This window comes from Flavobacterium sp. UGB4466, from assembly GCF_903469665.1.
GTDB classification, from domain to species: domain Bacteria; phylum Bacteroidota; class Bacteroidia; order Flavobacteriales; family Flavobacteriaceae; genus Flavobacterium; species Flavobacterium lipolyticum.
This window is the reverse complement of record NZ_CAGKLC010000006.1, coordinates 45,597-66,168: the sequence shown is the minus strand read 5'-3', so window position 1 is coordinate 66,168 and position 20,572 is coordinate 45,597. Positions and strand designations below refer to the sequence as shown.

At 35.7% G+C, this 20,572-nt stretch carries 20 protein-coding genes; 10 read left to right on the top strand and 10 right to left on the bottom strand.

Annotated features, from left to right (window positions below; all coding sequences use genetic code 11):
• Window positions 1-11 precede the first annotated feature (11 nt).
• From JO950_RS03160 to JO950_RS03145, 4 genes are all read right to left on the bottom strand, one after another.
• Window positions 12-548, bottom strand: coding sequence for a hypothetical protein (locus tag JO950_RS03160; RefSeq protein ID WP_229998608.1), 537 nt, complete (start codon window positions 546-548; stop codon window positions 12-14).
• Window positions 549-720: 172 nt separating this feature from the next.
• The gene (locus JO950_RS03155; protein WP_202701108.1) at window positions 721-2,661 is read right to left on the bottom strand and encodes an LTA synthase family protein; all 1,941 of its coding nucleotides are present in this window, start codon (window positions 2,659-2,661) and stop codon (window positions 721-723) included.
• A gap of 37 nt (window positions 2,662-2,698) precedes the next feature.
• A complete protein-coding gene (locus JO950_RS03150) occupies window positions 2,699-2,926 on the bottom strand; it encodes a hypothetical protein (protein ID WP_017495128.1) in 228 nt (75 codons plus the stop codon).
• 104 nt (window positions 2,927-3,030) lie between these two features.
• Window positions 3,031-4,416: an MATE family efflux transporter gene (locus JO950_RS03145; RefSeq protein WP_202701106.1), complete on the bottom strand. Its 1,386-nt coding sequence runs from the start codon at window positions 4,414-4,416 to the stop codon at window positions 3,031-3,033.
• Window positions 4,417-4,605: 189 nt separating this feature from the next.
• On the opposite strand from JO950_RS03145, the gene JO950_RS03140 reads away from it, so the two are divergent.
• The 6 genes from JO950_RS03140 (at window position 4,606) to JO950_RS03115 (ending at window position 9,847) form a co-directional block, all read left to right on the top strand.
• Complete coding sequence (locus JO950_RS03140; RefSeq protein WP_202701104.1) at window positions 4,606-5,109, top strand: hypothetical protein; 504 nt, start codon at window positions 4,606-4,608, stop codon at window positions 5,107-5,109.
• A 264-nt stretch (window positions 5,110-5,373) separates the two neighbouring features.
• Window positions 5,374-6,783: a hypothetical protein gene (locus JO950_RS03135; protein WP_202701102.1), complete on the top strand. Its 1,410-nt coding sequence runs from the start codon at window positions 5,374-5,376 to the stop codon at window positions 6,781-6,783.
• A 2-nt stretch (window positions 6,784-6,785) separates the two neighbouring features.
• Window positions 6,786-7,415 carry a hypothetical protein gene (locus JO950_RS03130; protein ID WP_202701100.1) on the top strand — a complete coding sequence of 210 codons (630 nt, stop codon included), beginning with the start codon at window positions 6,786-6,788 and terminating at the stop codon, window positions 7,413-7,415.
• 11 nt (window positions 7,416-7,426) lie between these two features.
• Window positions 7,427-8,053: a hypothetical protein gene (locus tag JO950_RS03125; RefSeq protein WP_202701098.1), complete on the top strand. Its 627-nt coding sequence runs from the start codon at window positions 7,427-7,429 to the stop codon at window positions 8,051-8,053.
• A complete protein-coding gene (locus JO950_RS03120; RefSeq protein WP_202701096.1) occupies window positions 8,031-8,690 on the top strand; it encodes a hypothetical protein in 660 nt (219 codons plus the stop codon). Before JO950_RS03125 ends, JO950_RS03120 begins: the two co-directional genes overlap by 23 nt.
• Before the next feature lie 221 nt (window positions 8,691-8,911).
• Window positions 8,912-9,847 (top strand): DUF6268 family outer membrane beta-barrel protein, encoded by a 936-nt coding sequence (locus JO950_RS03115; protein WP_202701094.1) that lies wholly within the window; start codon window positions 8,912-8,914, stop codon window positions 9,845-9,847.
• A gap of 2 nt (window positions 9,848-9,849) precedes the next feature.
• Here JO950_RS03115 and JO950_RS03110 read toward each other — a convergent pair whose 3' ends face one another.
• From JO950_RS03110 to JO950_RS03085, 6 genes are all read right to left on the bottom strand, one after another.
• A complete protein-coding gene (locus tag JO950_RS03110) occupies window positions 9,850-10,563 on the bottom strand; it encodes a LytTR family DNA-binding domain-containing protein (RefSeq protein ID WP_202701092.1) in 714 nt (237 codons plus the stop codon).
• Between the two features lie 258 nt (window positions 10,564-10,821).
• The gene (locus JO950_RS03105) at window positions 10,822-11,871 is read right to left on the bottom strand and encodes a sensor histidine kinase (RefSeq protein WP_202701091.1); all 1,050 of its coding nucleotides are present in this window, start codon (window positions 11,869-11,871) and stop codon (window positions 10,822-10,824) included.
• A 124-nt stretch (window positions 11,872-11,995) separates the two neighbouring features.
• Window positions 11,996-12,589, bottom strand: a complete 594-nt coding sequence (locus JO950_RS03100; protein ID WP_202701090.1) for a porin family protein — start codon at window positions 12,587-12,589, stop codon at window positions 11,996-11,998.
• A 176-nt stretch (window positions 12,590-12,765) separates the two neighbouring features.
• Window positions 12,766-14,538 (bottom strand): cytochrome-c peroxidase, encoded by a 1,773-nt coding sequence (locus JO950_RS03095; protein ID WP_202701089.1) that lies wholly within the window; start codon window positions 14,536-14,538, stop codon window positions 12,766-12,768.
• Window positions 14,539-14,632: 94 nt separating this feature from the next.
• The gene (locus JO950_RS03090) at window positions 14,633-16,084 is read right to left on the bottom strand and encodes a hypothetical protein (protein ID WP_202701088.1); all 1,452 of its coding nucleotides are present in this window, start codon (window positions 16,082-16,084) and stop codon (window positions 14,633-14,635) included.
• 194 nt (window positions 16,085-16,278) lie between these two features.
• The gene (locus JO950_RS03085) at window positions 16,279-17,160 is read right to left on the bottom strand and encodes a PPK2 family polyphosphate kinase (RefSeq protein WP_202701087.1); all 882 of its coding nucleotides are present in this window, start codon (window positions 17,158-17,160) and stop codon (window positions 16,279-16,281) included.
• Between the two features lie 146 nt (window positions 17,161-17,306).
• On the opposite strand from JO950_RS03085, the gene JO950_RS03080 reads away from it, so the two are divergent.
• The 4 genes from JO950_RS03080 to JO950_RS03065 all read left to right on the top strand — a co-directional run bounded on the left by JO950_RS03080 (window position 17,307) and on the right by JO950_RS03065 (window position 20,484).
• The gene (locus JO950_RS03080) at window positions 17,307-17,792 is read left to right on the top strand and encodes a hypothetical protein (RefSeq protein WP_202701086.1); all 486 of its coding nucleotides are present in this window, start codon (window positions 17,307-17,309) and stop codon (window positions 17,790-17,792) included.
• Between the two features lie 24 nt (window positions 17,793-17,816).
• Window positions 17,817-18,653 carry a hypothetical protein gene (locus tag JO950_RS03075; protein ID WP_202701085.1) on the top strand — a complete coding sequence of 279 codons (837 nt, stop codon included), beginning with the start codon at window positions 17,817-17,819 and terminating at the stop codon, window positions 18,651-18,653.
• A gap of 362 nt (window positions 18,654-19,015) precedes the next feature.
• Window positions 19,016-19,516 carry an RNA polymerase sigma factor gene (locus tag JO950_RS03070; protein ID WP_202701084.1) on the top strand — a complete coding sequence of 167 codons (501 nt, stop codon included), beginning with the start codon at window positions 19,016-19,018 and terminating at the stop codon, window positions 19,514-19,516.
• 2 nt (window positions 19,517-19,518) lie between these two features.
• Window positions 19,519-20,484, top strand: coding sequence for a hypothetical protein (locus JO950_RS03065; RefSeq protein WP_202701083.1), 966 nt, complete (start codon window positions 19,519-19,521; stop codon window positions 20,482-20,484).
• Window positions 20,485-20,572 lie beyond the last annotated feature (88 nt).

The window sequence follows — 20,572 nt, the reverse complement described above, 5'->3', positions numbered from 1 at the left end:
CTTTTTTTCATTTACTTCACATTAATAACAAGTGTATAAGTTTCTTCACTTTCTTTAATAGAGTATTTACCGGGAACTAAAATGTTTGAATTGAATTTTAAAGATTTAACTAATTCAGGATCTATAGTCTGTCCTTCAGGTATTACATAAACTTCTCCGTTTCGTAATAATACTTTTTTATGTTCTGGGGTTAAAGCACTTTTTTGAATTTCCATAACAAAATTTCCTTTAACATTTGTAACACGCACCGGTGTTCCATCAGGGGCTGGTTGTACAAAGCTAAAGTTTCCCCATATGTAAAAAATAAAATTACAAAAACCTTCCGGTTGGCTGCAGTCAACATTATGTGCTCCCCAATCTCGCACAATAACGCCTTCATAGTGAGGTAATCTTCTTTGAGTATTGGGCTGATTTTGCTGCTCAGTGTTTGATAATTGAGCATTTTGATCTTCAACAGAGTCGTTATTGCAGCTTATAAAAAAAGCAGCAGACACAAAAACTAACATTACTTTTAGCACTTCAGATTTTTTTTGTTGTATTCTTTTCATAATAAATAATTTAATTGTCCCTACTCTATCTTTGGCTTTTCGGGTTACGCCTTTTGGTTTAGTATAGATCAATTAAATTTATTCTTTGTTACCCCTATTTTTAGATTTTAACAAAAAAAAGCTGCTAAGTACTTCCATACTTAGCAGCTTTTTTTTTACAATAAACTGAAAATTACTTTTTCTTATCCCTCAGTTTATATTTATTTTCTTTATATAAATTACCTGCAGTTATCACATGTGCCAAAGCATCTTTTGCTAAATCTTCATTTAATTTAACGGGAATTAAAGTGGTGTCGTTTTTGATTTCAAACTGTAAAGGTTTCAAATTAGGCTGCATAATTACCACCTGATTCTCGACTCTGAAGGCATTGATATCATTGAACTGCATAATTGATCTTCCCTGCGTTTTTGGATCTAATTTATTTAGATTTCTTCCTACCATCGGAGTTTCAAACGGTAATCCCAAATAGCTCAACAAAGTTGGCGGAATATCAATCTGACTTGCTAATTTACTGTAAACCGTTCCTTTTTTAACTCCTGGTCCCATGATCAGAGCCGGAATATGAAACTTATTGATTGGCACTAAATTTTTACCATAGGTTCTGGTATTATGGTCTGCGATTACGATAAAAATGGTGTTTTTGAAATAAGGCTCTTTTTTAGCCATTTCAAAAAATTTCCCAATCGAGAAATCGGCATATTTCATGGCATTATTTACCGTTGCAGGTTTAGCATCATAAGGTTTGATACGTCCTGCAGGATATTCAAAAGGTTCATGATTGGAAGTCGAAAACATTAAAGAAAAGAATGGTTTATTTCCTTTTGCTTTAAAATAATTATTGGCTTTGGTTACCAGATCTTCATCTGAATACCCCCAGGTTCCTTTAAAAGCATACTTATTTCCGTCTGATTCAAAATCCTCCTGATCTACAATATCCTGAAATCCATTTCCGTTAAAAAAGGAAGCCATATTATCGAAATTCGCCATTCCGCCATAAATAAAACTGGTTTCGTACCCTTTTTGTTTCAAGGCATCGGCTAAGGTGAAAAATCCTTGCTGCGAGTTTCCTAATTTCACGACACTTTCTGAAGGTGAAGGTAAAAATCCGGTTACTACTGCTTCGATTCCACGTACACTTCGGGTTCCTGTACAATACAAGTTGGTAAACAATAATCCTTCTTTTGACAGTTTATCGAATTCAGGCGTTAAAGGTTTCCCGCCTAAAATTCCAACGTACTCCGCACCTAAACTCTCCTGTAGAAAAACAACTAAATTGTAAGGTTTCTTCAAAAGTGTGTCCGGTTGCTGTACATGTAAAAACGGAATTTCAGCATCTGTAAAATCACCAGGTCCGGCGATCATGTATTTTTTAACACGGGCAATGGCCTCGGCTTCTTCCATCTTACCATACATCTTGGTGTTTCCTTCGTTTTTAATGGAATACGCCGCAAAAGCAACGGTATAAAAAGAATTCAACCCTAAAGTATTAGTCAACTGATCTGTTGAGAAAACAGCATTACTGGCATTGATCGGACGTTTTGAGGTAAGACTTGAACGTGCTCCAAAAAACAATAAAAAAGCCAATAACGGAAAAACCATTAATTTAAATTTATAGTCTGAACTACTCGTGTAGAAGTATTTTTTTCCTTTTTTGAAGGCAAAATACAAGACTACTCCCAAAATTAAAAAAGTCACAATGATCGAAGTCAGATAACTTTTAAGAAGCATTCCGACTACTTCTTTTGGATAGATCAGATAATCTAAGAAAATCTTATTAGGACGGGTGTCGTATTGTTTTACAAAATCCGGCGTTGCCAACTCTACAAACAGAATCAGAAACAACAATAAAAAACTATAAATTACAAGAAATTTATTGGTAAACTTCGATGCTTTATCAGGCAGAAAAGTAATTAAAACTGCCGGCAGGAAAGACATATAGCAAAGTAAAATCAAATCCATTCGAAGTCCGATTGGAAAAATGTACCAGAAATTTGGTGTTTCTGTTACTCTGTCTTTAAAAATAAAAAACAAAAATAATCGGCTTAAGGTAGTAATCAGTAACCCAATCGCAATAAAATTGACGATGGGTTTTAAAAAACTTAATTTTTTCATTAATGTGTGGTATTTTAACGTAAAAAACTGGCGGAATTTACTCTTCGTAACGGTTTATTTCACGATCGTAAAACTCGTTTGCCAAAACAATTAGGCCTTCCATTTCAGCATTTAACTCTGCTTCATCAAGATCTTCTGCTTCTTCCATGAATTCTACCTCATCATCTTTTAAATTGATAATGAATCTTGGATAATCCAGGTGAATGATGAAAATATCATCTGGAAAATCAGTATTGTCTCCGAGTAAAAATTTAGGTAATTCCATTTGTATTGATTTATTATTTTTATGTATTGGCTCACCAATTGCAGCGGTTTTAAGGGGTTTTAAAATCTCTTTTTAGCTGCAACTGATTCTTTTGCAGTCCAAATTTAAGTATTTGAAACTGAATTTCTGATTAATTTTTTAGTCAGGTAATGAAATCTAAGATAAAGAAATATTGCAGCAGTCGTTAATCCCGCCAAAAGTCCTATCCAAACTCCCTGCGCTTTTAGCTCTGTATATTCAGCAAGGTAATAGGAAATCGGAAAACCAACGATCCAATAGGCTACAAATGTAATGTACATCGGGATTTTTACATCCTGTAATCCACGTAATGCTCCCAGAACAACCACCTGAATTCCATCAGAAATTTGAAAAACGGCTGCTATTAAAAGTAATTTTGACGCGATACCGATTACCTCGTTGTTATCCAGAAGCTGCCCTCCGTTTTCCATATTCAAAAACATATGAGGCAGGAAATCATGAAACGCTACAAAGAGAATCGCAAAGAATGTTTCGATGATAATCGCGAGCAAAAAGATCGAACGCGCTACCACCACTAAGTTTTTATAGTCCATCAAACCTCTTTGATTGCTTACTCTAATCATCGAAGTTACACTTAATCCCATAGCAAACATAAAAGTCATTGACGCCAGACTTAAAGCAATTTGATTGGCGGCCTGACTGGTTTTTCCAATGTTTCCGCAAAGCCAGATCGACGCAGTAAACAAAACCACTTCAAAAAGCATTTGCATTGCCGATGGAAATCCGATACTGATTATTTTTTTAAGGGTCTCTTTTTTGATTTGATTAAAACTAAAGTTTTTAAAGAAACGTTTCAAATCGTTTCTTCTTGAAAGCATGATGTGCATGAACATCACTAAAAATATTCTTGAAATCACCGTCCCCAATGCTGCTCCGATAATTCCCATTTTTGGAAAAATCCAGATTCCGTAGATCAACATGTAGTTGATTCCAACGTGCAGCACATTGGCCATAATCATCGCATACATGGAATATTTGGTCAGTGAAAGTCCGTCGGCAAATTGTTTGTACCCCTGATACACAATTAATGGAATCAAAGAAAAGGCAACCCAATCCAGATACGGTTTCGCAAGAGCAATTACATCGGCTGGCTGCTCTAGTAACTCCATTAACGGTTTGGCCAAAACAATAACTCCAAAAAGTATCAGTCCTAACAAGATGCATAAAAACAATCCGTGATGAAACGCGGAACGAATTTTACTATCATTTTTTTCGGCGTCACCTTCTGCTACAATTGGTGTAATGGCAGTCGAAAAACCAATCCCTAACGACATGGCGATAAAAATCAAACTGTTTCCTAACGAAACGGCTGCCAATTCTGTACTTCCTAACTTTCCTACCATTATATTGTCGACAATTCCTATTAGGGTATGTCCGACCATTCCTAATATAATGGGGTATGCTAATTTTAAATTATATGAAAACTCTTTGGTATACTGCTTAAAATTCACTTCACTTCTTTTTTAGTCGGCAAAGATAATCAGAAGCTTTGGATTCTTTGTTACGATTAAAAACATAAGCTAATATTAAGTGCTTTTTAAGAGACACCGATATTATATAACAAATCCTAAAAATTATATAACAGAATGTTAAGATTCTGAAACTAATTTTACACTATTAGAAATTCAAAAATGATTGTCATGAGAAATTTAAAAATGTTATGCCTTGCTGCTTTCGCTTTCTTATACGCCAATACCACTTTCGCTCAGGACAGTACCGTTAAGAATTATGATCAGGGTTTTAGATTAGGCTTTGGTTTAAATGGTGGTATCCCGACGGATAATGACTATAAATGGTCACTTGGCGGAGATGTTCGTCTGCAGTACGATTTATCTAAAAAAACATCGCTAACCTTAACAACAGGTTTTACAAATCTGTTTATGAAAAATGACGCAAAAGATCTTGGATTCATTCCGGCAAAAGCAGGTTTTAAAGCTTTTATCTGGGAAGATCAGTTTTATGTTTTGGGAGAAGTAGGTGCCGGTTTTGCTGTCACAAACGGGTATGACGATACTACTTTTTTATGGGCACCGGGAATTGGCTATGCCAACAAATACATTGATATCAGTGTCCGTTATGAAGATTATAATAAATTCAAAACCAATCAGGTTGCTTTACGTTTAGCTTATGGTTTTGATTTATAAAGATTAAGTTTAATTTATTTTTTTGTTTTTGGTATGAACCCGGTAGAAGTTAAATTCTATCGGGTTTGGTGTTTTTAGGAACACGGTACAAAATCAAATCCGACAAGTTTTAAAAGCCTGTCGGATTTTGTTTTTTTGGGGCTACTCTTTTAATGATCAGTAAAACCTGATAATTTATATAGGCTTTTTCTTTCTTTTTTATATGCATCAGATTTAATTATTGAGTAAATTAATGGTATTATTCTTATTTAAAAGCCAGATGTTATGAAAAAGCTATTTTTAATGCCCGTATTTTTTACACTAGTGCTATTTTGCTCTTGTGATGATGGTGAAGTTGTACAAACGGAAAATGCAGCTGTAAACACTGATGAGAACCATTTGAAGACCGTATCCGCCACAGAATCGGTTACTTTTTTAAAAGATTTTCAGCAACAGCAGTCTACCCAAAAAAACGCTAACTTTAACCTGACAATAGATTTTCAATCTATAGAACAGATTGATATAACGGATACTGACGCTAAACTAACGGTTGTGAAGGCAGAAACTGGCCTGGACAATGTAGATTCTAGTATTTTACAAATCAGGATCAATGGAGAATTGCAGACTGTACTTTTTAATTTAATTCCCGAAGAGGGATTCAATAATAAAAAAACAGGAAAGGTGATAGAGCGTTATGGTGAATTTAGCGGTGCTGTTGTGGTTACCGATTTGAGAGGGGCCGTTCTGAACGATTTCATTTATAAATCCGGAAATTTGCTTGGAGAAGTGAAGTCTCCGGGTCCTGACCCGATTCCGCTGAACAACGTCAATGTATATCCTAAACCTAAAATAACTGACATCATTTTTCCCTATATTAAACCGGGCTATCGCTTTAGAGGCGAAGGCAGTCCGACCAATTATGCCAGTATGGGAGTGGCTTTTGCCAGTTATTATGCCACAGCAATGGTTAACGAAATTGAAAAAAGAATAACCGATAAAAACCTGACGCCCTGCCAGAAAGCAGTACTCGAAAAACTAAAAGCCAACAAAAATGTCGATATCGCCAGAATGCTTGCGAGATTGGGAGCCAATAGTCCTTATACGTTGAATATTGTTGGAGCCGGCATTGATAAACCAGCACAAACAATAAGGACTAAAGATAATGAGGGAGGTGTTGTAAAAAATAATTATACTACACTAATCAGTTCTAATTTCGAGACAAGAACTTCACTATCTATAGCCGGAAATATCCTTCACGAAGTAGTACATGCTTATTTTTTTAGTCTTCAGGATCAGGTCGCCGCTCAGGGAAGTTCTGCGCCGTTAACTAAATTTCCGGCTCTTTTTGAGGTATACATACAACAAAAAGCTCCCAAGGGTGCCTGGATGTCCCCTGATTTACAACACAAACAAATGGCAGAAACCTATGTCAATGCCATTGCGGCTGCTCTTCAGGAATTTCAGACAGGTAATACGGCTGCGACTTCAATTCAACAGGAATACCTTGATTTAGCCTGGGGTGGTTTGTATGATACGCCAGTATTTGATAAAACTTTTCCAGAAGGATCAACAGACAGAAATCGAATTTTAAATCGACTTGCAGCCGAGCAATCAGGTGCTGATACTCAAAGTAATGGTGGAGATAGACAATATCCGATTGGTTCAAAATGTGAGGATTATATAAAAAGTAAGTAGTTATGAAAAAGAAATTTTCTATTCTGTTATTTATGGCAGTAAGTTTTATGACAACGTATGCACAGTCCGAAAAAGATAAATACGATGTTATCAATACTTATATGTCATTATTAATAAAAGACACTACCAAAACGATAGTTGTAGTAAAGGAAAAAATAAGTCCAAATACGGTTATAAAATTGTTTACCGGCGGTGCCGAAGCCAATTTTGTTTACTCTAAAAAGAATGTTGTTGAAGACCCTGATTTCGGAATTCAGAAACCTCTATTTAAATGGAGTGACGTAAATAAAATGCGAAATAAGTACCGTGATGATGCAAATGATGGCAAGTATGGATTTGCAAAAAACGCAAATTGGAGTTCAAAAGATTTTAATCTTAAGAATATCTATTTTGAAATTTTTGATAGCATTATGATAAAAAAAGAAAAAGCACTACCTATTTATAAATATAAAACATTATTGATCGCTTTATCTGATCCTATGTATTATAGGAATAGAAAATATTTAGTTATAGGTATTGCTATTCAAAGTACATCCCCTCTTATTAATCTTAACTATTATGTCATCGTAATGAAAAAAAATAAGAATAAGTGGGAAGTGGTTCAAAAAGGTGAGAAATACTGGGTTGAATAACTTTTTTTGTGATGAAAGAAAAACTTTTTGTTCTATTAATTATGATTTGCGTTACTATAATGTACCCGCAAACAAACAAAGATAAATACGAGGCTATCAATACTTATCTCTCATTAATAGTTAAGGACACAACGAAAACAATTGTGGTAGTCAAGGAAAAAATGAGTTCAAATGGAGCTTTAAAGTTGTTTTCAGGAGGAAAACTTAATGATGTTCCTTTTAGCAGAGTAAATGGTATTGAGGAAAGATTAGGAGGGATTTTAGAGCCCCTTTATGATGAAACTGATTTTCAGAAAATGAGAAAGAAATATCAAGATGACACAAATGAGGGTAAATATGAACTTGCAAAAAATGCAAATTGGAGTGCGAAAGATTTTAAGTTAAAAAATATTTATCTTGAAGCTTTTGATACTATTATGTACAAAAAAGGAAAAGAATTATTTGATTATAAGTATCATGCACAATTAATAATTTTATCAGAACCAATGTATTATAAAGATAAAAAGCATTTGGTAATTGCTATTGCTATTGGAGATACGAGTCCTCTGGGGTATTTTGATGATCATGTTGTTGTAATGAAAAAAATAAATAACAGGTGGCAGGTGATTAAAATAGGTGAGAAATACTGGGTTGAATAACTTTTTTTATGATGAAAAAAAGACTTTTTGTTCTATTAATGATGATTTGCATTACTGTAATGTACTCGCAAACAAAGATAAATACGAGGCTATCAATACTTATCTCTCATTAATAGTTAGAGACACAACGAAAACAATTGCGATAGTCAAAGAAAAAATAAGTCCAAACGAAGCCTTGAGATTATTTTCAGGAGGAAAACTCAATAATGTTCCTTTTAGCAGAGTAAATGGTATTGAGGAAAGAGCCGGCGGAATTCTCGAACCTCTTTATAAGGAAAAGTATTTTCAGAAAATGAGAAGAAAATACCAAGATGATAGAAATGAGGGTAGGTTTGGATTTGCAAAAAACACAAAATGGAATTCAGCTGATTTTAAACTACAAAACATTTATTTTGAAGTTTTCGATACTATTATGTTCAAAAAAGAAAAAAGTGGTCAGCAAATTTATAAGTATGAGACATTATTAATTCCTTTGTCGGAGCCAATGTATTATAAAAATAATGATTATTTGACCGTTGGAGTTGCTGTTCAAAAATCTAATCCCATTTATAATTTAAACTATTATGTCATCGTAATGAAAAAAGTAAATAATAGATGGACCGTTATTGAAAAAGGACAACCCTATCAGTATTATTAACCTAAGACATTAGATTATTGTCATGTGTAATTTGTTTACTTATGTTTCGGAAATATGAGGATTATTTAAAATATAAATTGTTAGTGCTTCTCTGTAACTAATACTAAACAAGACAGATTTTATTCTGTCCTTTACCATTGGTCAAAAGAGAACTGCCATTAGTCAAATGATTTTTCGTGATTGGTTTAGAACGCGGTAATTCGCAGAAAATTAATCCAATCATGAACAAAACAATCTTTTATCTATCGCAGCTTTTCCTTTTTTTATTGACTAGTATTGCTGCACAATCACAATCAAAAATAGCAGGAGAACTTAAAGTTGATTATGTTCCGTTCTCCAACTATGTCCGTCCAATGGACAGTACTAAAACTAGTGCTGAAAGTAATTTCAGAAGGGCACAAATTGCTTTTGAAATACCTCTTTCTCTGGAAATGGACCAATACCACCGTCCAAAACTCTGGTCTCTTTTTGCAAACGGAAGTTATGCCAAAATGGAAAACAAGAATTACGAAATTCAGTCGCTTCCGGTAGAATTTCAGGGTGGCTTTCCTAATGAAATGCTGAATGCGCAAATCGGAGTCAAACATTTACGTTCTATCTCACCAACCTGGTCGTTAATGATAATGGCTTCTGTGGGGGTTTACACGGATATGGTCGAGATCAATAAAGATGATGTATTGTTTCAGGGTGGTGTGTTTTTCATCAAGCATTTCAATCCCAATATGGCATTCGGTATGGGACCTGTACTCACCAACAGTTTTGGTGTTCCGATGGTACTTCCGGGAATTTATTTCAACTGGGAGTCCAGAGGTGCGTGGCATTTTAAAATCACGTTTCCTGAAGGTCTTCAATTCGGGTATCGAATCTCAGAAAACTTTGACTTAAAAGCGGTGGTCGAGTTAAGCGGAATGACGGCAGAAACAAAAGTGAACAACAAAACATCACTATTAGGTTATCAGCAAATTATTGCCGGTATACAGCCTGAAATTAAGCTTGGCAAACACTGGACACTGCAACCGACAGCAGGATCGACACTTTTACGCAGTTTCTCCAGTACTAATAGAAAAATTAAGGATATTTTCAAGGAGAAAGACATGGCCAATCCAAGATTTACGACTACATTTTACGGAGCGGTAGCCCTAAAATGGCAATTCTAGGGTCATCGGCTTAATAAGTTTTTATAGACTACCTCTTTCAGTAATGCTTCGCGGCGTGTTCTTGAAATGGGTAGTTCTTGTCCTTTTATGAACAATCGTCCACCGGAAACGGAATCAATATGGGTAATATTGACAAGGAAAGATTTATGAATTCTAAAGAAAATTTCAGTAGGAAGTGTTTCTTCCAAAGAAATCATCGTTTGATGAATCACCAGAACCTTATCTTTAAAATGGAGCTTTGCATAGTTCTGCATTCCCTCGATATAGAGAATATCAAGCCAGGAAATCTTCTGAAATCCTTCTTCCTGACGCACATACAAATAGGGATCTAATTGATGCTGCTTTGGAGCATCCAGCATCTGATGCCATTGTTTTGCTTTTAAAGCAGCCTGATAAAAACGCTGAAACGTAATGGGTTTTAATAAATAATCCACCACCTGCAAACGATACCCTTCAAGCGCATATTCAGAATATGCTGTCGTAAAAATAACCAAAGGTGGATTGTCCAGCGATTCCAAAAATTCCAGCCCCGTGAGATACGGCATATTAATATCCAGAAACAACAAATCGACCTCTTTTTCCTGAATGTACGAAGTGGCTTCTAATGCTGACGCACAGGTACCTGCGACTTCAAGAAAATCGATTTTAGAAACAAAATCTACGATTCCGTTTCTTGCAATAGGTTCGTCGTCGATAACAAGGCATTTCATTTTCATATTTTGTTTTTTTTACTTTTTTATTTTTTCCCGCAGATCTTACAGATTTTTTCTTCTTTATTTTTTACTGTTCTTCATTATATCCCAATAGCTAAAATGATTGCTGATCTTTGATTTCCGGGAGGTAAAATTCAGGAAAACAGATCCCATTCCACCCTTGCCAATACCCAATCAAAAATCTGCAATCATTAATCTTCAATTTAAAATCTTCAATTTAAAATCTTTCATGACATTGGCTATCGGAAACGGCAAAATCTTTTACTTCAAATCTAAAACCACAATTACCGTAAAATCAGAATCGGTTTTAATGATGTTTAACTGGTGTTTTTCAGGATATTGAATTGTCAGTCTTTTTTTGACATTTTCAAGTCCGAGCCCTTGATTCTTTGAAGGGGTTTTGTATTGTTCCGTATAGGAATTCTCGATCTTAAAATGCAGCTGTTTCACCGTTTGTTTACATCCCAAATGCACATATCCTTTTTGCCCCGGAAGCCTTGAAACGTGCTTGAATGCATTTTCTATTAAAGGGACTAAAAGCAATGGTGCAATCTGAAGCTGGGCATCCTCAATACTCCATTTACATTTTACTTTTAATTCATTGCCCCATCTCGTTTCTTCGACTCCAATTAAATCTTTCAGGTATTTTACTTCGAGATGCAGCGGCACATATTCTTTGTTGCATTCGTACAATTGATACCTCAAAATATCCGAAAACCGAATCAGTAAATCCGAAGCCAGTTTTACGTCACTCTGCATCAAAATGTGAATGTGATTGAGCACATTAAACATAAGATGCGGATTAATCTGCTCCTGAAGAATCTTGATTTGTGCCTCAAGATGAACCTGTTGCAGCTGAGCATGATTTCTTTCGATTATATTATGTTCCTGATAAAACCGAAGTCCGCAGGCAGTACCGCAAATCAAAATAGCTGCAGGGGTACTGCCAAAGAATCGTGCAAATAAAAACTGAATCATCGTCATGTTTGCTTCGTCGGGATACAATCGTGCGCGGGTATGCGAATTTGAAAAGATGGCATCGATAACGGCCAGGCAAAATGAAAGTATCAAAACTACCATGACACTTTGCACTGCAAATAGTGCCATTCTTCTTTTGCGTAATGCAACAGGCAATACAATATCGCTAAGAAAATGTGCCAAAAGACTTGAACACAGTAAAACAAAAAAAGCCTGAGAAGCTGCCGCTCGAACGCCGTAAGCCTCTATCAGCTGTGACCAGATCGTTATTCCGAGTAAGCACCAGAAAAAAACTAAAAATATTCGGTGTCTGTTTTTATTTATTACAACCATTCTAAAAGAATAAAAAATTGATGAGAAACTTCGCGTTCAAAAATAACCCTATATTTTTCAAACAAACAGCAAAGAACCCAAAAAGATTCTTTGCTGCTGACAAGGCCAAACCAAAAAAGCCTGTTTAAAATATAAAATAACCAACCCCAATGTTAAACGAATTTGGCTTCGAACTAAACTCCTTACTTAGGTTATTTAACCCTCCCTGATACGTAACATCCAGAGTAAATTTCGAAATTTCGATTCCTGCTCCAACCTGATAGCCTATATTGGATTTGTTAAATTTCCCATAGGCAGTTTTCAATTGACTCACCGAGGAAATATTTTCATCCAGCACATAAGAGTAAACTCCTCCCCCAAAAACTCTTACGTTGAGCATCGATTGATCAATTATTTTGTAACCAATTACCAACGGCATTTCGAGGCTTCTCCATTTTAGATTTTTAGAAGGCAAAGAAGCTGTTTTTTCAATTTTAGAAGACTTCTCACTGTAGAGAATTTCATTTTGAATGAAGAAACGTTTGAAATCAAATCGGGCCATAGCACCGCCAAAAAAGCCCGCTGCATACTTTGAATCCGAACCTTTAGAAACGGGAAGTTCGGAATAATTTGATCCTGCTTTTATTCCAACATGAATAGGAAGCGGAGATTGTGCATTTGATTGAAAAGAGATTAATGTAAAAATAACTCCCAACCCTAATAATTTGTACGTGTTCATGATAATAATGTTTATTAATTTGATGCAAAGGAGCACAAACCTGAAACGCTATTAAAATTAGTTTGATGAACGGCAGCTGGGTTTTGACTAACGGAGTTATTAATCGACTTTTCCTAAAAACAACAAACCCGACAGGTTTCAAAAACCAGTCGGGTTTAGATGATATACCCCACTATTTACTTCAGGTACTTTTTATCTGTCAAAGTTCTCATGAAGGCAATGAGCTGTTTTTTCTCCAACTCTGATAAGTTTAACTTGTCTTCGGGTAAAGTTTGATTCGGAACATCGAATCCTAAACCTAATCCGCCTCCTTCATTATAAAAGTCAATCACTTCTTCAAGAGTATTGTAAACTCCATTGTGCATGTAGGGAGCGGTAAGTGTAATGTTTCGGATCGTTGGCGTTTTAAACGAATGTTTATGAATGGCCGCCTGCGTGATAACAAACTTTCCTAAATCTCCGTCCAGCTTTTTGCTTTTATTGGGAACGCCTAATATTTCACTCTCCGATCGGTCGAAATTAGGAGGAACAGTTCCGTTGGTTAATGGAATAAAATGGCAGGTCGCACATTTGGCTTTCCCTGCAAACAAATTAAAACCTGCTTTTTCATCCGGCGTGAAATTCTCTTTGTTTTGCATATACCCATCAAACTTTGAATCGTACTGACTCAATGACCGAATATAAGAAGCCAAAGCATTCTTGATCTCAAATTCATTGATGGTCCCTTTCGGAAATGCTTTTTTGAAATCTCTTACATAATTTGGATTCTTCTGAAGTACTAAAGCTGATTTCTCCAGAGAACCGTGCATTTCATTTTCATTTTTAATCACAGCAATGGCCTGATCTTCGAGATAACTTACTCTGGAATCATCAAAAAATACGCGCTGAAAAGCAATATGATTCAATGTTGGCGTGTTGCGCTGCAGCATCGATTTTCCATCTAATGTAACGGCTCTTTCCAAACCATCGGTAAAAGCTTTATCGGCATGATGACACGAAGCACAGGAGCGGGAGTTGTTACCCGACAGAACCGGATCATTGAATAGCTTTTTTCCTAACGCAATTTTCTCCGGCGTTGTTTGATAATCAGGGAAACCTGAAAACGCCTCGGGATCAAATGCTCCGGAATCGAATAACGTTTGTGCCGTTGTTTTTAATCCTCTTTGCTCTTTCATGAGCGGAATACCCAATTCTGATCTGGTTTTAAACAGCCCTTTGTTTAACGGATTGGCAATTTCTTTGATAAAATATGCCCGGTCAAAAGCATTAAAATTGGTATTTGTTTTTAAATAGTGCTGTCCTTTCTTCAATATTGCAAGCACCTGATTCGAATTTGAAACGGGCTTATCTTCGACATACACTTTGTAATATTTCTCGATGGTTTCTAAAGCTGCCACAGCTTCAGGAAGTGAATTCAATACCACAGGCGAATCGAATCCGGTTATTCCTAAAGTAACAATTCGATATACTTCCAATCGCATGGCGTCAAAAACATGCGCGTCCGTCAATTGATTGGATTTGGAAACTTTTTCTAGACGAGCCAAATTAGCCGACAAGATACCCAGCTCCTGAAGCAATTCTTTTTTATGCTGTTTGTCATATTTAGGAAAAACCAACTCTTCAATAACCTGAAATCCTTCGGGTGGAACGGTCACTTTGTCATTTTCTTCAAACTCAGGTATTGCAGGACCGTTTATTGCTTTGGAAACTGCAGGCGAATAATACTCGCTTATCATTTCGACCTTTTTGTAGCTCTGATGTGCTTCCAGAAATTGTCTCTGAATTTGTACTTCGGTAGAATCTGACTGCACGGAATATTTAAGTTTAGCAACCTTCTCAATCAGTAAAGTAATATCAGACTGAAACAATTCATTTACTTCCTGATGTTTGTCTTTTTTCTGACAGGCTACCAATACCAGCAGGAAAAACAAACCGTATATTTTTTTCATGTGTATTAAAAATTAAAAGGGAAATATTCAGAAAAACAGAAACCACTACCTCAAATTGAGATAGTGGATGACTGTTTTATAATGCTTTAAAAATTTATCTCGCTAAACCTTTAATCACTACGATTTGACTTGCTTGTTGCTCGTTCGGACGATTTGTTCCTCCGTCAACTCCTTTATATTTTTCACCAGTCCAGGTATGAGGCTGGATGCTTAACATGAAAGTATCCGGAATGCCCAACTGATCTGATACATCGATCATAGCACCGTATTCCCAATCTCCGAATTTTGATAGTTTACCTACGTTGTATTTGGCAGCATCAGCCTGAGTACGACGGTGATCTAATTCCAATACCACTTTCAATTCTTTTGTAGCGATATTATATTGATAGATGTAAGCATCGTGCGTTTCATCACCGTATCCGTTTGCATCTTCCTGAACGTAAACATAGTTACTGGTTACACAGATATTATCCGGGTTTTGGAATTTCCCAGCTTTTCCACTGCGGTTGTCACCGTCCAAAACCACTTCTAAAGTTCCTTTTAACGGATCGGCAGCATCAAGATTTAATCTGTAAACTCTACCGTATTTTGTTCTTGAAGCATCGGCATTTGTTCCTGTGATATCTTGTCCGGTAACGTTAAAGTACAATTCACGATCGGCATTGTTACCTCCTTTGCGGTAATCTAAATCTTCAACACGACCAAATTTGATTGCTTTTAAAGTATTTACAGATGCATTGATCTGAGCTCCAGTTAAAGTCGTATGGTTGTCAATTTTCACGAAAGAAACAGGATACGTTTGATCCACAGTCATGTCTTTTTCTCTTTGATTGCTGTCATTTCTTTTTAACATGTACAAAGATCCTCCGCTTAAATCACCAACTGTGTTGGATACATACATAAAAACCTGGCCTCCGTAAGTTCCTGAGTCATCATCACCAATTACTACAACTGTTTTTCCTTTGTAAGCAGTAGAGCGCAATGGTAAAGCATTTTCGGCACTTAAACGTCCAAATCCTGCCAATTCTTTAGAAACCGAAGCTCCTCCGGCACTAGCGTACGGATCTAAAGCATGTGTACGGGATTCTTCTCCGGACTCTCCACAAGTTAAATAAAGCGGTCCAAAACCGTGTTCGGCCTGCGTAGCCATAGTAGCTCCGCACAATCTCCAGGTTCCTCCACTAGAGTTTAATAAATATTCTCCCTTTGTTGGTTTGAATGTTTTATCTAAAGTAATTCTTGAAACCGCAAAATTGTCTTCGTTGTTTACTAAGAAAGTAAAAGTTCCGTCCGTATTTTTCAATAGACCAGAACCATCAGCAGAACCTCCAAAAACAAATTTAGGACTGTCTGCAAAAACATCATCTGAACTAAAAAGAGAGTAAATTTTCAAACTTTCAAATCCTGTCTGAGCTTTTATTAAACTTGGTGTTACAGATTGATCCTTCAGTACAACACTTGTTGTTTCTGCTTCGTCTTTAGAATCGTTATTACAAGATGTAAGCAACGAACCTAACATAATTAGGGGTAAAATAATTCTTTTCATGTAGTTAAAAATTGGTTTCTATTTTTTTACAAAGAAACCCACTGCTCTTTAACTTAAAATGATTTAGATATTATCAAAAAAACAATAGTTCATTGAAAAAATGCTAAAATCCCAAAAAAACGTTAACATTAAATTAGTACTACAAAACACTCATAAAGTTGCAGTAACATTAGCGCCAAAAAAAGAGCCTTATTTTAAGACTCGTTTTCTAATTGCTCTTTATATATTTTAATATTAGCCTTTATACTCTCCGGTAACTCAGGCTCTTTAATGTCAGTATGCTTTTGCATTTCTTCCCAAATGGTTTTAGCCACAATGTAACGGGCCATTTCCTTATCATCGGCCGGAATTACATACCACGGAGCATTTTTTGTCGAAGTTTCATTTATAGCCTCTTCATAATAATCCTGATACTCTTCCCAATGTGCACGTTCTTTCAAATCCGCAACCGAGAATTTCCAGTTGTGCTTTTCTTCTTCCAATCTTCTTAACAAACGTTTGCGCTGTTCCTCTTTACTCAAATGCAGGAAGAACTTCAGTACAATTGTTCCATTTTGCGTAATATGCTTTTCAAAATTATTGATTTGCTCCATTCTGTCTTTCCAAAAATCCTTCGGAATATCTTCTACCTTTTCAATTCCGGGTAAATTTTCATTCAATACATACTCAGGGTGCACGCGGGTAACCAAAATATTTTCATAATGGGTACGATTAAAAATCGCATATTTCCCTTTTTCGGGTAAAACCACATAATGTCTCCACAAATAATCGTGTTCCAACTCTGCCGAGGTAGGCGTTTTAAAACTATGTACCACTACTCCACGCGGATTAAACTCTTTAAATACTTCCCGAATCAGACTGTCTTTTCCGGAAGTATCCATTCCCTGCAGACAAATCAAAACGCCATATCTGTTGTGAGCATACATGGCATCTTGCTGTTTACTCAATTTAGCCTGAACTTTATCGAGTTTAGCTTCTTTTTCCTCACTGTCTGCATCAAGGTCGAGCAAAGTAGGAATCTTTGATAATTTTATTTTATCTGTGATTTTAAAATCATTCGGATCTATTGATTTCATGTTGATGAGTTTTTTCGTAATAGTAAATATACTATTTTTACAAAGCATATCCCTGCTGTACCTTGTAATACTTTTTTATTGTTATCAGGGCTAGCTATTGGTTTTTGAAATAAAATTTATTGTACAAACTAAAAGTTGAATCTTTAATGAAAAACATTTTTTTATTTCTTTTTCTTTTTACTTTAAATCAAGTTTTTTCTCAGGATGACAACTATACAAACTCCGAAAAAATCATAGTTGATGTGTTTGGAAAATGCTTTAAAGATTTAAACCAAATTAAAGGAACCAGAGATGTTATTCCTGTAAACAAAAATGTAAAATTTTGCTCTATGTACCAATGTGTTTCGAGAATTGGATACACAGAAAAAGCAAAAGATATTGAGAAAGCAATTATAAAAAGAGCCATTAAAATTGCTACTCGACTTTACAATGAAGGAACTCCAGTATATTTAACATGTGGAGCAAACAGCTCTAATCAAGCAGATTGGTACAATCAAAATTTAACTGATGACAATAATCTAGTTTATATAAGTATTGCAGAATGTGTTGTTTCGCATTCTTTAATAACAATTCAAAAAGCTGTAAATCAAGAAACAATGAAGTTAATTAAGAATTATAAATCAAGAAAATAAACGGAAGTTTTCAAAACAACATTCATGGAAAAATTCACCTTAGAAATATTATTTCAAATCATCGGAATCGGATCAGCATCTGGATTATTTTTTACTGACAATTCACTTTACCTTGTTGGAGATAACAGCGGTTTTCTATACGAATACAACATGCAGAATCAGCAATTGAACGAACACCCTTTAATTGACAATCCGACGAAAAATATCGCCAAAAATCTTAAACCTGATTTTGAGTCTTTAACCAACCATAACGATACGCTTTATGTTTTTGGTTCCGGTTCTACCGAAAACCGAAACAAAATGATTGCATTCGATCTTAAAAAGAAAACTATACTGCAAAAAAATAATCTGGTTGATTTATACGCATTAATGCAAAGTTTTGGCGAAATAAAACCGGAAGATTTTAATCTGGAAGGTTCTATTTTTGATGGCGAGAACTGGTACCTGTTCAATCGCGGTAACGGAATCTCAAACAAAAACACCATTTTTACCATTCATGCTAAAAGTCTGGGAGAAGAATTTGCTCTGGTTGCAACCAATTATAAGCTTCCAAAAATAAAAGGGATTCGCTCCAGTTTTACCGATGCTGTTTTGGTAGAAGATAAAATCTATTTCCTTTCTACAGTAGAAAACACTAAATCAACTTATGATGATGGTGAAATTTTGGGAAGCTTCATAGGAAGAATAGACCTTAAAACCATGAAAATCGATTTTACTCAAAAAATAACGGCAACCAATAAATTCGAAGGTCTGACTTTCTATAAAAAATCAAATGATAAAATCGAGTTTTTGCTTTGCGAGGATAATGATACAGAGGTTCTCGAAACGAAAATTTATAAATTGAGTTTGCCTGTTAAGTAGAAATTTACGGAACTTACTGAATATCTGTGTTATAATAATTGCGAATAAATTCATACAGAAATAATCCTTATTTTTGTCATTTCGACCGAAGGGAGAAATCACACCAGGAACCCGACACAGAATGTCACCAATCTTTATCGATCAGCGCGTGTGATTCCTCGTTCCTCGGAATGACAAGTTTGTGAATAGTTGTGGTACTTTATAAGTTCTGCAATGTCCTTCAACAGGATGCAAATTAAAAAAATAAATGCCTTTTTTGAACTTTTTTTCATTGCTCTCCCAACCTTTTTATCTTCTAAGCCCTCTTTAGTATAAAGACAACAATTGTGATAAACGAAACTCTCATATCCAACTGCAAAAAAATGAACCGTGATGCTCAGCGTCAGGTTTATGAGCATATGGCTCCAAAACTGTATCGCGTTTGCAAGCGATACCTTAAGAAGGAAGAAGAAATTGAAGAAGCTATGGCTGACGCTTTCTATACCATATTTACTAAGCTGGATCAACTTAAGGAACTTTTAGCTTTTGAAGCATGGGCAAGAAAAATTACCGTCAACCATTGTTTGGCAACCATCAAGAAAAACACCAATTTCAATATGTATCTTGATGATGTCAAATTGCTTTCACAGCCTTTTACGGAAGAGGTCAACGCATTGGAAGAAGAAGATTTGCTGAATTTACTAAATCATATTCCGGACGGTTGTAAAACGGTTTTTAATCTTTTTGTTATCGAAGGTTTCGGGCATAAAGAAATAGCCGCTATGCTAAACATTTCTGAGGGCACATCGAAATCACAATTGAATGCCGCTAAAACCAAACTAAAGGAATTAGTAAATAAATTGTATTACCAAAAAGCAAAATAGTCATGGACAATCAAGATAAAATATTCGATAAATTTAAAGAGGCCGCACACCACTCGGAATCTAAAGATTTTCCAGGAATGGAAAAAGTCTGGTCACGCCTTGAAGATAAACTGGACAAAAAGGAAGACAAAAAAACCATTTCGTTATGGAAAAAAATTGCGGTCGCAGCTTCTCTTTTATTACTCCTTTCTTTGGGAGCACAATTTCTAAAGTCTGACAAAACAGTTCCTGCTCTGACTCCTAAAGTTGTAGTGAACGAAGAAGAAAAAGCAACACAGCCCATTTTAGAGAAAAAAGAGGCAATTGTTTCTTCAGATTCACCAATAATACCTAAAGCAGAAGCTGTAAAAATCCTGGATCAGCAAATCAAACAACAGCAAAAAGTAGCAGTACAGGAAATACAGTATGCAGCCAACAATGCTATTGTTACACAAGCCAGTCCTGCTCCCGTTGCAGATCAAATAATTCCTCCGGTAGCTGCGTCATCTGGATATTTTAAAGAAGAAGAGGCAGAAAACAACGCTGCCAAAGATAAAGCCATTCAAAACTATGGTTATGCCGGAGCAGCGCGAAGAGAATCAGCCAAAATGGCTTATGCCGAAAAACCTGTACAAATGGCTAAAAAAAGTGCTCCGCTAATTGTTTTAAACGGAAATGCCATGTCGCACAATGACGATACAAAAAGAGACAAAATGATGCAGGCAGAGCTTCCAAATTTACAGCCCGAAAATGTAGATTCTCTTGTGGTATTGGATGCGCCATTGTACATCATTGACGGCATATACTATTCCGAAAGCGAATTATTTGGCAATAATCCAACCAGTCCGTATGCCCCTTTAAACAAACAGGAAATCAAGACCATCACTGTTCTTCAGGACCTCGAAGCCACTTCTAAATATGGCGATAAAGGGAAAAAAGGTGTCGTAATCATTACTACCCGAAAAGGAAAACCCGCAGCAAAAAACTAACGGTAAAAGCTCAAATTTAATTTCAAAAAATCATTCCTAAGCCTAAGGCCTAGACTACGATCAACCCGATTATTCATCTAAAAATTAC

Coding starts and splice junctions, on each gene's coding strand:
- JO950_RS03125 (WP_202701098.1), top strand. CDS start 7,427: ATGAAAGAAAAACTTTTTGTTCTATTAATTATGATTTGCGTTACTATA.
- JO950_RS03135 (WP_202701102.1), top strand. CDS start 5,374: ATGAAAAAGCTATTTTTAATGCCCGTATTTTTTACACTAGTGCTATTT.
- JO950_RS03090 (WP_202701088.1), bottom strand. CDS start 16,084: ATGAAAAGAATTATTTTACCCCTAATTATGTTAGGTTCGTTGCTTACA.
- JO950_RS03100 (WP_202701090.1), bottom strand. CDS start 12,589: ATGAACACGTACAAATTATTAGGGTTGGGAGTTATTTTTACATTAATC.
- JO950_RS03115 (WP_202701094.1), top strand. CDS start 8,912: ATGAACAAAACAATCTTTTATCTATCGCAGCTTTTCCTTTTTTTATTG.
- JO950_RS03130 (WP_202701100.1), top strand. CDS start 6,786: ATGAAAAAGAAATTTTCTATTCTGTTATTTATGGCAGTAAGTTTTATG.
- JO950_RS03155 (WP_202701108.1), bottom strand. CDS start 2,661: ATGAAAAAATTAAGTTTTTTAAAACCCATCGTCAATTTTATTGCGATT.
- JO950_RS03085 (WP_202701087.1), bottom strand. CDS start 17,160: ATGAAATCAATAGATCCGAATGATTTTAAAATCACAGATAAAATAAAA.
- JO950_RS03065 (WP_202701083.1), top strand. CDS start 19,519: ATGGACAATCAAGATAAAATATTCGATAAATTTAAAGAGGCCGCACAC.
- JO950_RS03080 (WP_202701086.1), top strand. CDS start 17,307: ATGAAAAACATTTTTTTATTTCTTTTTCTTTTTACTTTAAATCAAGTT.
- JO950_RS03075 (WP_202701085.1), top strand. CDS start 17,817: ATGGAAAAATTCACCTTAGAAATATTATTTCAAATCATCGGAATCGGA.
- JO950_RS03160 (WP_229998608.1), bottom strand. CDS start 548: ATGAAAAGAATACAACAAAAAAAATCTGAAGTGCTAAAAGTAATGTTA.
- JO950_RS03095 (WP_202701089.1), bottom strand. CDS start 14,538: ATGAAAAAAATATACGGTTTGTTTTTCCTGCTGGTATTGGTAGCCTGT.
- JO950_RS03105 (WP_202701091.1), bottom strand. CDS start 11,871: ATGGTTGTAATAAATAAAAACAGACACCGAATATTTTTAGTTTTTTTC.
- JO950_RS03070 (WP_202701084.1), top strand. CDS start 19,016: ATGAACCGTGATGCTCAGCGTCAGGTTTATGAGCATATGGCTCCAAAA.
- JO950_RS03140 (WP_202701104.1), top strand. CDS start 4,606: ATGAGAAATTTAAAAATGTTATGCCTTGCTGCTTTCGCTTTCTTATAC.
- JO950_RS03150 (WP_017495128.1), bottom strand. CDS start 2,926: ATGGAATTACCTAAATTTTTACTCGGAGACAATACTGATTTTCCAGAT.
- JO950_RS03110 (WP_202701092.1), bottom strand. CDS start 10,563: ATGAAAATGAAATGCCTTGTTATCGACGACGAACCTATTGCAAGAAAC.